The sequence below is a fragment of the Oscillochloris sp. ZM17-4 genome (assembly GCF_019599295.1).
GTDB lineage: Bacteria > Chloroflexota > Chloroflexia > Chloroflexales > Chloroflexaceae > Oscillochloris.
Genome location: NZ_JAIEWN010000025.1, coordinates 71,837 through 82,995 on the forward strand (window position 1 = coordinate 71,837; position 11,159 = coordinate 82,995).

Sequence of the window (11,159 nt, forward strand, 5' to 3'; positions counted from 1 at the left end):
TACTCGCCCACCGTGCTCGCGCCGTCGAAGAGGGGGGCCATATCGTCCGCGGGGCTCCAGCCCGACGACCGCGATGCGAGCATCAGCGCGCGGCCGGCGTCGATCAGGAAGGAGACCTTGCTCTCGCCCTCGCCCTGGACGGCGAGGCGCAGGATCTGGCTGATGCGTGTGGCGCTGACCTCGGCGCTGAGGGCGCCTACCAGGACGCCGCTGCTCTGGTCGCGGATGGGCAGCACCACCTGGAAGTAGGGCGTACCGTCATCGGCGCGCATGATCGCGGTGCGCCCCCCCTGCCCGACCCCGTAGGCGTGCCCGAGCAGATCCTGATCGCCGGGGGCGGCGCTGCTGCCGCGATCGCTCAGCAGCGAGCTCACGGCGCTCGCGATCTGCGCGCCGCTCGTGTCGACGATCACCAGGGCGCGCAGATCGGGCGAGCTGTCGACGAGGCGTACCGCAGCCGCATCGAGGCCCGCGCCGGGCTCGTCGGGGTGCAGATCCCGGGCGGCGCGCAGCAGCTGCTGCTCCAGATCGTAGAGAAAGGTGGAGATATTGCCCGCGATCTGGTCGGCGACCGCCTGCTGGCTGGCGTAGGCGTTGCGCTGCTGCACCTGGAGCAGCACCCCAATCAGCAGCGCGCCGACCAGCAGCAGCGGCAGCGTGGAGGATATGAGGTATGACCAGCGTAGCCATGTGGTGATGCTGGTGTTGCGGCGGCGCAGCAGGCCATCACTGGGAGCGGCGCTGTGGCCTGCTGGTTTGGCGCTTCCCTGGCGATCTATCACGGTCTACCCTAGATAGCGTGCCTCGTGCGTATGCAGCGCGCATGATCATGGAAATTGCTGTGAGCATGCATTATAGCACACGCCCTTTTGCGCACGGCGTGCGGCCGCAGGGGCGACGGAACGTCTTGCATGCGGGCGGCGGCTGAAGCCGCGCCGGGAGGGCCTGCGGCCGCCCGCCCGCCTTTGCGGGCGGTTCCGGCGTCGGCGCAGGCCGACGCCCGGCGCGCAGCGCCCCGGCGACGCGGCTTCAGCCGCCCGCCAGAGCACCGTTGCAAGAAGATTCGTGACCCCCTCGCAGCGTAGGGACGCAGCGCTGCGCCCCTACCGAAACTCGTGGCTGCCCACATCCTCGCGGTAGGTGCGGCCGGGGAAGCTGATCCGCTCGGCGTTGAGCAGAGCCCGGCCGCGCGCGCCGTTGAGCGTGGCGCCGAGGCAGACCACCGTGAGCACGTGGCCTCCGGTGAGCGTGATGTCGGGGGCCACCGCGTGGCTGCCCATAATCAGGCTACTGAGCATGCCCGGGCCGCCGCGCGTGGCCGGGGTGTAGCGCATGCCGACCGGGTTGTGGGTCTGGTCGTGGAACACGAGCACACCCTCGTCCAGCTCACTCAGGCCGCGCACGGCCCCGCCGATGGCGAAGTGGTTGGGGTAGCCCTGGGCCACCAGGGATATACCCACGCTGGCCTCATCGCGCCAGCGCAGCGGCGGCAGCTGGTGGAGCCGTCGGCTGATGGCGGCCTCGATCAGGGGCAGCAGGTCGTCCTCCAGGCGCGGCAGCACCACCTGGGCCTCCATATCGCGCAGGCTACAGCGCAGGTCGGAGATGCGCGGCCCCTGGTCGGTGATCACGCAGTCGACGCCGAGGATGCCCCAGTAGGGCAGGCTCTCCTTGGCCAGGGCGGCGATGATCGGCGTGATCAGGTGGCGATGCAGGTGCTCGCCAAGGCGGCGGGCGTAGCTCGAGTTCCCGGTGATCGCGCCCATGCCCGGCGCCTGCGGGCTATCGGGCGCGGCGTTGAGCCGGTCGTAGATCCGCGCCGGCAGCAGGGGCAGCGCCGTGCTGCCGTCAACGATCGCCGAGAAGCTCACGGTGATCCCGGGCAGATACTCCTCGATCACCACGCCGTTGCTGCTGCCCTCGATCGGGCGGTTGATGAACAGGCCGCGCAGCGCCTCCAGTGCGGTGTAGCGATCCGTGTAGGTGCCGCCGCCGCCGGCCGGGTGGTCGGCCTTGAGCACCACCGGCAGGCTCTGGGCGGCCAGGAACTTCTCGGCGGTGGGCAGGCTGGTGAAGGCCCGCCCGCGCGCGGTGGGCAGCCCATAGCGCTGGAGGAACTCCTTGGCGTAGCAGCGGCTCCACTCCAGGCGGGTGCTGCGCTGTGACGCCCCGAAGACCCCGATGTGCATCGCCACGACCTCGTCCACCATCCCGGCCCACAGGGAGCCGCTCTCGGCGGGGACGATCAGGTCGATCTGCTCGGCGAAGGCCCAGCGCGCCACCTCGGCGGGGTTGGCCAGGTCAAGCTCCACCTGCGGGGCCAGCAACACCGCCCCGCCGTTCCCCGGCGTGCAGAGCACATCGGCGCTGGGGCTGGAGAACAGCTTCCAGACCATGGCGTGGGTGCGGCCGTCGGATCCGAGGACGAGGATCTTCATCTGAAATGTTGAATGTTGAATGTTGAATGTTGAATGGGCGACATTCAACATTCAACATTCAACAGTGAGCATCATTGCTGCGCAGCAGCGATCAGGTTGCGGATAAGCATCACGTTCGTCATGGGGCCGGCGCCTCCGGGCACCGGGGTGATCGCCCCGGCCACCTCGGCGACGGCGGCGAAGTCCACGTCGCCCACCAGGCTGCCGTCTGCCGCCACATTGGTGCCGAAGTCCACCACCACGGCGCCGGGCCGGATCATGTCGGCCGTGACCAGGCCGGGCCGGCCGGCGGCCACGCAGACGATCTCGCACTCGCGCAGGACGGGCCCCAGGTCGGCGGTGCGCGAGTGGCAGACGGTGACGGTGGCGTCGGCCTGGATGAGCAGCTGGGCCATGGGCCGCCCCACGATGGCCGAGCGGCCGATCACGGCGGCGCGCCGGCCGCGCAGCGGGATCTCGTAGCGGCGCAGCAGCTCCATGCCGCCGGCGGGGGTGTTCGGCACCAGGGCCGGCCGGCCCTGGGCCAGCAGCCCGGCGTTGATCGGGTGGACGCCGTCCACGTCTTTGCGGTGGTCGATCCGCATGATCGCGGCGTCGGTGCCTATGTGGGCGGGCAGCGGCAGCTGGAGCAGGATCCCGTCGGTCTCCGGGTCGACGTTCAGCTCGTCGATCGTCACCTCCAGCTGCACCTGGGCGGCGTCAGCGGGCAGGGCGACGACGCGACAGCGGGCGCCCACGGCGGCGCAGAGCTTCTCGATGCTGCGCACGTAGCGGGCCGAGGCGGCGTCGCCGAGTACCTGCACCACAGCGAGGCCCGGGGCGCGGCCGATCCGCGCGCTCAGGGCGGTGATGTTGGACTGTGCGGCGGCACGCAGCTCCTGGGCGAGCGCGCGGCCGTCGAGGATGATGGCGGTCATGAGATCTCGTTATGTTGGGGCGCAGCAGCGCCGCGCTGCTGTGCCCTTACTGGGCGCTGCTGCGCCCTTACTGGGCGCTGCTGCGCCCTTACTGGGCGCTGCTGCGCCCTTACTGATTGATCCGTCCGCGCACGATCTCCAGGATGCCCTCGGCCTCCTCGCCGAGGCCGACGGCGAGATCCTCGATCTGGGCGCGCGTCTCGCGCACGAAGTTCGTGTCCTCCAGCCCCGAGAGGTTGATCTCGACGTTGAGGATGGCGCTCTGCACCGTGGCCTTGGCGAGCAGGGTGGCCACGCCGATGTCGCTCACGATCAGGCGCGAGCAGCGGCTGGCCAGGGATGTGCAGAGCGGCACCAGCGCCGCGGCGGCCTGGGCCGTGCGCAGGGGCACCTCGGCGGCGATGCGGGTCACCTTTTGGATGGCGGCCCGGCGGGTGGCCGCGTCGGCCTCGGTGGTGCGCGGCAGCTTGTAGGCCGCCGACAGCCGCCCGAAGACCTCGATGTCCTCCTGGGCGAGGGCCTGGAGCTCGCGGCGCAGCCCCTCGGCGCGATCCTGGATCCCGCGCACCTCGTCCTCGATGTCGGCGAACTGCTTCTTGCCGATCATCAGGGCGCAGACCATGCTGACCAGGCCGGCGGACATGGCCCCGCTGATCCCGGCGACGCTGCCGCCCCCCGGGGTCGGCGCGCTCGATGCCAGGGCGCCCAGGAACGTGTCGATCGTCTGTCCGTTAAGTGTGTCTGTCATCTTATCGCTCCTTAGACAGGGTTTCAGGCTGCTTTATAGTTTGATGCCGTAAATGGCATTCTATTGCACCAAATCTGCAATCTGCAATCTACAATCTGAAATCTTGTCTTACCTGATGTCGATCCGCGCTTGGCGCGCCCGACGCGCTCATTATAGCAGCCCGTCGCGGGGTGTCACGAATCTTCTTGCAACGGTGGCCATGGCGGGCGGCTGAAGCTACCGGCTGATCATGAGCGTGCTGGTGCTGTTCTTCGCCCTGATCCATGTGATCACGATCGGCGCGGCCCTGGGCTGGCCGATCAGCATCCCACGGGCCATGATGCTTGGCATGGGAGTCATGTTCGCCCTGATCGGCAACGAGCTGGGCCGGGTGCAGCCGAACTACTTCGTGGGCATCCGCACGCCGTGGACCCTGGCCGACCCGGAGATCTGGCGGCGCACGCATCGCATGGGAGGGCGGATGATAGCCGGCGCGGGAGCGCTGCTCGTGGTGCTGGGGCTGGTCGCGCCGACCGAGAGCAGCTTCGTCCTGGGGATCGGCGCGATCCTGGTCGCCAGCCTCGGGTCAGTAGTCTACTCGTACTGGATCTGGCGCCAGCAGGAGAAGAAGGAGGTTCAGCAATGAGCACATCAACAAGCCGGCTTGATATGAAGGGCATCGTGAGCTTCACGCTGATCGCCTACGGGCTGGCCTGGCTGATCGCCAGCCCGCTCTGGATCAGCGGGCAGGGCCTGCGCCACCCGCTGGCCCTGCCGCTGATGGCCGGGATGATGTTCGCGCCCTCCATCGCGGCGCTGATCGTCACGCGCTTCATCAGCAGGCCGGCCGAGGGCGTGCGCGCGGCGCTGGGCATGCGGCTGGGCAAGGGGCGGCGCTGGGGCTGGTACTGGCTCTTCGCCTGGCTGGCGGTGCCGCTGATCATCCTGGCGTCGATCATGGTGGGCGCGGCGCTCGGGCTGATCACGCTCGACCTTGCGGGCTTCTCGGGCTACCGGGCGCTGCTGGAGCAGGCCGGGGCCGGGGCGACCCTGGAGCAGCTGCCGATCCAGGCGCTGGTGCTCATCCAGCTGGCGACGGCCTTCGGCATCGCGCCGCTGATCAACGCCATCCCGGCCCTGGGCGAGGAGCTGGGCTGGCGCGGCTACCTGCTGCCGCAGCTGCTGCCGCTGGGCCAGTGGCCGGCCCTGCTGATCAGCGGGGCGATCTGGGGGCTGTGGCACGCGCCGGTGATCCTGCTGGGCTACAACTACCCGCAGCACCCGCAGCTGGGCGTGCTGCTGATGGTCGGCTTCTGCATGATCTGGGGCGTGATCTTCGGCTGGCTGCGCCTGGCCACCGGCAGCGTGTGGCCGGCGATGCTGGCCCACGCCGCGCTCAACGGCATCGCCGGGGCCACGGTGCTCCTCCTCCAGGCCGGGACGAGCTACGACACGGCCCTGGCCGGGCCGCTGGGGCTGGCCGGGTGGATCCTGCCGCTGCTGCTGATCGGCCTGCTGGCGGCGGCCCATCGCCTGCCGGCGCGCGACGCGCCTGACGCCGAGCGAGATCTACAGGGCGCGTCGCCCGCTGCGGAAACCGGTTTACTATCCGGCCATGATCTGCGATAATGGCGCCGGTTCCACAAGATCTGGCACATTATCGGAGGCAATGTGGCCGACCGGCTGATACTTGGCATCGATCAGGGGGGGAGCGGCAGCCGCGCGGTGCTGTATGACACAGCGGGGCGCGTGCGCGGCTATGGGCATCGGACGCTGGGGCGGCTGCACCCCCAGGAGGGCTGGGTGGAGCAGCGCCCCGCAGCCCTGGCGCGCAGCGTGCGCGATGCGATCGATGAGGCGGTGGCCCGCGCCGACGTCAGCCCGTCGGCGATCGTGGCCTGCGGGATTACCTCGCAGCGCGACACGGTCTTCGCCTGGGATCGGCTCAGCGGCGCGCCGATCGGCAACGCGATCACCTGGCAGGATCTGCGCACGGTGCCCCTGGTCGAGGAGGCCGGCCGATGGGAGCACGCCGACGAGCGGCGCGCCCGTCTCGGCCAGTTCCCCGGCGCCTACTGCGCGGCCATGCATATGGCCTGGCGTATGCGCCACGACACGGCCTTCCGCAGGGCCGCCGAGCGCGGCCGGCTGCACGTATCCCTCGCCGCCGGCTGGATCATCCGCGCCCTCGGCCGCCCCTCCGAGCACGCCCTGGACTACTCGCTGCTCCAGGCGATGACGGTCTTCGACCCGCGCCGGCGCGCGCTCTGGGATGAGTGGGTGGACTACCTGAACATCCCGCGCGCGGCGCTGCCCGCAGCCCGGCCCACCCTGCACCACTTCGGCGACCTGCGCATCGGCGCGGCGGAGGTGCCCGTCACCGCCATGATCGCCGACCAGCAGGCGGCTCTCTTCGGCTACGACTGCCGCGCCCGCGGCCAGGCCAGCGCCACCCACGGCACCGCATCCTTCATCAATGTGGTCGCCGGCCCCGTCGCCCCGCCCCAGGGCGTGTGCAAGACCTACCTGGCCTGGGAGGTGGCCGGCGAGCCGGCCTACAGCCTGGAGGCCGACATGACTGTCACCGGGGCGGCGGTGCGCTGGCTGACCCAGATGCGGCTCATCCGTCGGGCCAGCGAGCTCGACGCGCTGGCGGCCGGCGTACACGACAATGGCGGGGTGGTCTTTGTGCCGGCCTTCACCGGACTCGGCGTGCCCAGCGAGGACCGCACGGCGCGCGGGAGCATCCTGGGGATGACGCTGGGCACGACGCCGGGGCACCTGGCCCGCGCCCTGCTGGAGTCGATCGGCTGCCAGCTGCGCGATATCCTCGACACGGTGGAGCACGAGGCAGGCCTGACGATCGGCGAGCTGCGCACCGGCGGCGGGCTGGCCAACAGCGACCTGGCCTGCCAGATGCAGGCCGACATCGCCGGGGTGCGCCTGGTGCGCGCCCGCGACACCGAGACGAGCGCGCGGGCGGCCGCCCTGCTCGCCGGGATGGGCGCGGGGGTCTGGGCCTCGCTCGACGACCTGCCACCGCTGCTGAATGGGACAGAGCGGGTCTTCGAGCCGACGATGGCGGCACCGCAGCGCGAGGCCATCCTGGCGCGCTGGCGCGACGCGCTGCCAAGGGTGCGCGGGTGGATCTAATTTTTTATATCTTCGCTGGCCGCACCTGCGGTGCGGCCAGCGAAGATATAAGAGTGATGGTTGCGAGAGTGAACAAGCTAGCTATATGAGGAGCACTATGACACGCAGCGTAGCGGTGTCACGCGAGGGGGTCGTGATCGACGGGCGGCCGATCTTCCTGCTCTCGGGCTGCGTCCACTACTTCCGCTGGCCGCGCGCCGAGTGGCGCCCGCTGCTGGAGCAGGCGCGCTGGGCCGGGCTGAACACGATCGACACGGTGATCCCCTGGAACTTCCACGCGCCGCGACCCGGCGAGCATAACTTTCGCGGCGACGCCGACCTGGGGGCCTTCCTCGATCTGTGCGCTGAGCTGGGGCTCTACGCGATCGTGCGGCCCGGCCCCTACATCTGCGCCGAGTGGGAGAACGGCGGCCTGCCGGCCTGGCTCACCGCCGGGGGCGACCTGCGCCTGCGCACCGATGACCCGGCCTATATGGGTGAGGTCGGGCGCTGGTTTGACGCGCTGATGCCGGTGCTGGCACCGCGCCAGATCACCTGCGGTGGCCCGATCATCCTCTGCCAGATCGAGAATGAGCACTGGGCCTCGGGGGTCTACGCCAGCGACGACCACCAGGCCAGCCTGGCGGCGGCCGCCATTGTGCGCGGGATCGATGTGCCGCAGTACACCTGCATGGGCGCGATGAACGGCTGGGCCGAGTTCCGCAACGGCTGGAGCGGTATCGCCGAGAAGCTGACGGCCACCCGCGCGCGCTGGCCCGAGAACCCGATGATCGTCAGCGAGCTGTGGAGCGGCTGGTTCGATAACTGGGGCGGCAGCCTGCAGACCCGCAAGAGCCCGGCCAAGCTCGACATCACCCTGCACCAGCTCACCGCCGTGGGGGCCAGCGGCTTCTCGCATTGGATGTGGGCCGGCGGGACGAACTTCGGCTACTGGGGCGGGCGCACCGTGGGCGGCGACACGATCCACATGACGACCAGCTACGGCTATGACGCGCCGATCAGCGAGTATGGCGAGCTGACCCCGAAGGCGCTGGTGGCCCGCCGCCACCACCTGTTCCTCCAGTGCTTCGGCGCGGCCCTGGCCCCGGTGCTGGCCGACGCCGTGCCCGGCGGGCTGACGGTGCTGGCCCCGGCGGCGGTGCGCGGGCGCAGCGAGGGCGGCGCGGCGCCCTACCGCACGGTGCGCGCCGGGCCGAGCGCCCCGCCCGCGTGGCGCGACTTCTGCTGCACCTACCTGCACAACCCCGGCCTTGAGGGCGCGACCTACCAGATCTTCCTGCCGGGCGGCGGCCCGCACCTGAGCGTCGAGGTTGAGCCGACCAGCATGCGGCCGATCTTCGCGAACATGCCCCTGGGCGAGACGGGCGCGCAGATCGCCTACCACAGCGGGCGCATCCTCGGCTTCTGGCCGGCCCTCGACAACTCTGATGGCCCGTGGGACGAGCGCGAGGATGGCCTAGTGATCTACGGGCAGCTCGGCGAGCAGGGCCTGCTTGGGCTGCGCTTGCCGCGCCAGGAGCTGGAAGTCGAGCTTGATGACAATGACTCGCCCATACGGGTCAGCGTCGAAGGCGACACCCTACACGTGCGCTACTGGATAACTGAGGGCGGCAGCCATATGTACGTACGCGCCGGCGGGCGCGATCTGACCGTGCGGCTGCTGTCGCAGGAGCGGGCCGAGCAGCTCGGCCCGCTGACTGAGGCCGGCCCACTGGCCCCCGCCTCCCGACTTTCGACCTCCCAGATCGCCCTCCCCACCGAGCGTCTGCCCGTCCTTGAGGCGAGCGACCCCGACGGCTGGCAGGAGATCACCGCGCCCACGGCGATGGAGCGGCTGGGCTGCGACTACGGCTACGGCTGGTACCGGGCCGAGCTGGATCTAGAAGCGCCGCTGGAGGCGACCCTCATGGCCCCCGAGCTCGCGGACCGGGCGCGGGTGCTGCTGAACGGCGCAGATATCGGCTGGCTGGGCGTGGGCATGGAGGGGCCGCGCTACACCCTGCCGCTGAAGCTCGCCGCCGGCCGCCACGAGCTGCGCATCCTGGCCGACAACCTGGGCCGCTTCAACTACGGGGTCAAGCTGGGCGAGCGCAAGGGGCTGCTCGACACGCTCTACCTGGGCGGCGCGCAGGAGGACATCTCCGGCGGCTGGGTGGCGCTCTGGCAGGAGGTGCAGTTCGCCGGCGAGGCGGTGGCCAATGTCAAGCCCTGGGCGGTGCGGCCGGACGCCAGCGACGTCCACCTGGGGCGATTCGCCTTCGCCGGGCCGTCGGTCTGGCTGCTGCGCACGGTGCAGGCCGAGCCGGGGCGGCGCTACCTCATCCACATGACCGGCGACCGCAACTCGGGCGGCTTCTTTGTGAACGGCGCGGCGGTGGAGCGCTTCAGCCGGCACCGCAGCGGCGGCGTGCTGAGGGCCGACATCACCGACCTCCTGCACCCCGGCACGAACGTCCTGGCCCTGAACATCCTGGAGTACGCCGGGGCGCCCTGGCGGGCGACCCTGGCGCATTATGACCCAACGCAGCCCCTGCCGGCGCGCTGGAGCTTCCGGCCTGGGGTGACATTAGGGGACAGGGGACAGGGGACAGGGGACAGGGGGCCAGCCTTTTACCGGGCGAGGTTTAGCCGAACCCAACTCCCGACTCCCGCCCCCCGACTCCGCCTGCGGGTGGGCGGGCTGGTGAAGGGACAGATCTGGCTAAACGGGTATAATGTCGGTCGGTACTGGCAGGTCGGCCCGCAGGAGGACTATAAGCTGCCGCTGTCGTGGCTGGCCGACGAGAATGAGCTGCTGATCTTCGCCGAGGAGGGCGAGACAGCGGAGGTCACGCTGCTGGCGTGATCTCCGCTGGGAGGACGAGGATGCGGAGGGCTGTGCCCTTCGCATCTCCCCTGACAAGGAACCTATGCCCACCCTGGCCATCATCATTGTCTCGTGGAACGTGCGCGAGCTGCTGCGGCGCTGCCTACGATCGGTCGAGGAGTCCCTTCAAGGAAGCGGCATCACCCACGAGGTGATCGTGGTGGACAACGCCAGCGCCGACGGCACGCCGGAGATGCTCAAGGCCGAGTTCCCCGAGGCGCGACTGATCGAGCCGGGGGCGAACCTGGGCTTCGCGGCGGGGAACAATCTGGCGCTGCGCGCCGTATTGCAGATTGCAGATTGCAGATTGCAGATTGGCCCGGGGCAATCTGCAATCTGCAATCTGCAATCTGCAATTCCAGACTACGTCCTGCTGCTGAACCCGGACACCGAGGTGGTGGGCGGCGCGATAGGGCGGCTGGTGCGCGAGCTGGAGTCCCGGCCTGAGCTGGTGGCCGTCGGGCCGAGGCTGCGCTACGGCGACGGCGGCGTGCAGTCGTCGCGGCGGCGCTTCCCCACCCGCGCATCCATGCTCTGGGAGAGCACGCCGCTGGAGCGGGCCTGGCCGGCGAACCCCTGGGCGCGCCGCTACCGCTGCGAGGATGTGCCCGACGACATGGCCCAGCCGGTGGGCTGGCTGGTGGGCGCGGCGCTGCTGGTGCGCGCGACGGCGATCGCGCGGGCCGGGCTGCTCGACGAGCGCTTCTTTATGTACAGCGAGGAGCTGGAGTGGCAGCGTCGATTGCAGATTGCAGATTGCAGATTGCAGATTGGGCCGAGCCAATCTGCGATTGCGTACATCCCCGAGGCGGAGATCATCCACTACGAGGGCAAGAGCAGCGAGCAGGCGATCGCCCGGCGGCACGTGAGCTTCCAGCGCAGCAAGCTGCTGCTGGCACGGATGTGGTTCGGCTGGGGATTCGCCACGATGCTGCGGGCCGCCCTGCGCCTGGGCTACGCCTACGAGATCGCCGCCGAGGCAGCTAAGCTGGCCCTCGGCCACCGCCCCGAGCTGCGCCGCCAGAGGATCGCGGTGTACCGCCAGATACTGCGGGAAT

General features: G+C 70.1%; 9 protein-coding genes. 5 read left to right on the top strand and 4 right to left on the bottom strand.

What is annotated here, in order from left to right; translation table 11 throughout:
* The 4 genes from K2Z83_RS17695 to K2Z83_RS17710 form a co-directional block, all read right to left on the bottom strand.
* Nucleotides 1–782: cache domain-containing protein (locus K2Z83_RS17695; RefSeq protein ID WP_220596514.1), on the bottom strand; the 782-nt coding region annotated here is incomplete at its 3' end.
* A gap of 321 nt (nt 783–1,103) precedes the next feature.
* Nucleotides 1,104–2,438 (bottom strand): phosphoribosylglycinamide synthetase C domain-containing protein, encoded by a 1,335-nt coding sequence (locus tag K2Z83_RS17700; protein ID WP_220596526.1) that lies wholly within the window; start codon nt 2,436–2,438, stop codon nt 1,104–1,106.
* A 71-nt stretch (nt 2,439–2,509) separates the two neighbouring features.
* Entirely contained in the window at nt 2,510–3,355 is an 846-nt protein-coding gene (locus tag K2Z83_RS17705) for a bifunctional 5,10-methylenetetrahydrofolate dehydrogenase/5,10-methenyltetrahydrofolate cyclohydrolase (RefSeq protein WP_220596515.1), read from the bottom strand.
* Between the two features lie 109 nt (nt 3,356–3,464).
* Complete coding sequence (locus K2Z83_RS17710; RefSeq protein ID WP_220596516.1) at nt 3,465–4,103, bottom strand: cyclodeaminase/cyclohydrolase family protein; 639 nt, start codon at nt 4,101–4,103, stop codon at nt 3,465–3,467.
* Nucleotides 4,104–4,332: 229 nt separating this feature from the next.
* Between K2Z83_RS17710 and K2Z83_RS17715 the strand changes: the two genes are divergently transcribed.
* The 5 genes from K2Z83_RS17715 to K2Z83_RS17735 all read left to right on the top strand — a co-directional run.
* Entirely contained in the window at nt 4,333–4,728 is a 396-nt protein-coding gene (locus K2Z83_RS17715; RefSeq protein WP_220596517.1) for an SdpI family protein, read from the top strand.
* The gene (locus K2Z83_RS17720; RefSeq protein WP_220596518.1) at nt 4,725–5,711 is read left to right on the top strand and encodes a CPBP family intramembrane glutamic endopeptidase; all 987 of its coding nucleotides are present in this window, start codon (nt 4,725–4,727) and stop codon (nt 5,709–5,711) included. Before K2Z83_RS17715 ends, K2Z83_RS17720 begins: the two co-directional genes overlap by 4 nt.
* Nucleotides 5,712–5,753: 42 nt before the next feature.
* The gene (locus K2Z83_RS17725) at nt 5,754–7,235 is read left to right on the top strand and encodes an FGGY family carbohydrate kinase (RefSeq protein WP_220596519.1); all 1,482 of its coding nucleotides are present in this window, start codon (nt 5,754–5,756) and stop codon (nt 7,233–7,235) included.
* A gap of 97 nt (nt 7,236–7,332) precedes the next feature.
* Nucleotides 7,333–10,080: a beta-galactosidase gene (locus tag K2Z83_RS17730; protein WP_220596520.1), complete on the top strand. Its 2,748-nt coding sequence runs from the start codon at nt 7,333–7,335 to the stop codon at nt 10,078–10,080.
* A 64-nt stretch (nt 10,081–10,144) separates the two neighbouring features.
* On the top strand, nt 10,145–11,159 hold a 1,015-nt coding region (locus K2Z83_RS17735; protein ID WP_220596521.1), incomplete at its 3' end, for a glycosyltransferase family 2 protein.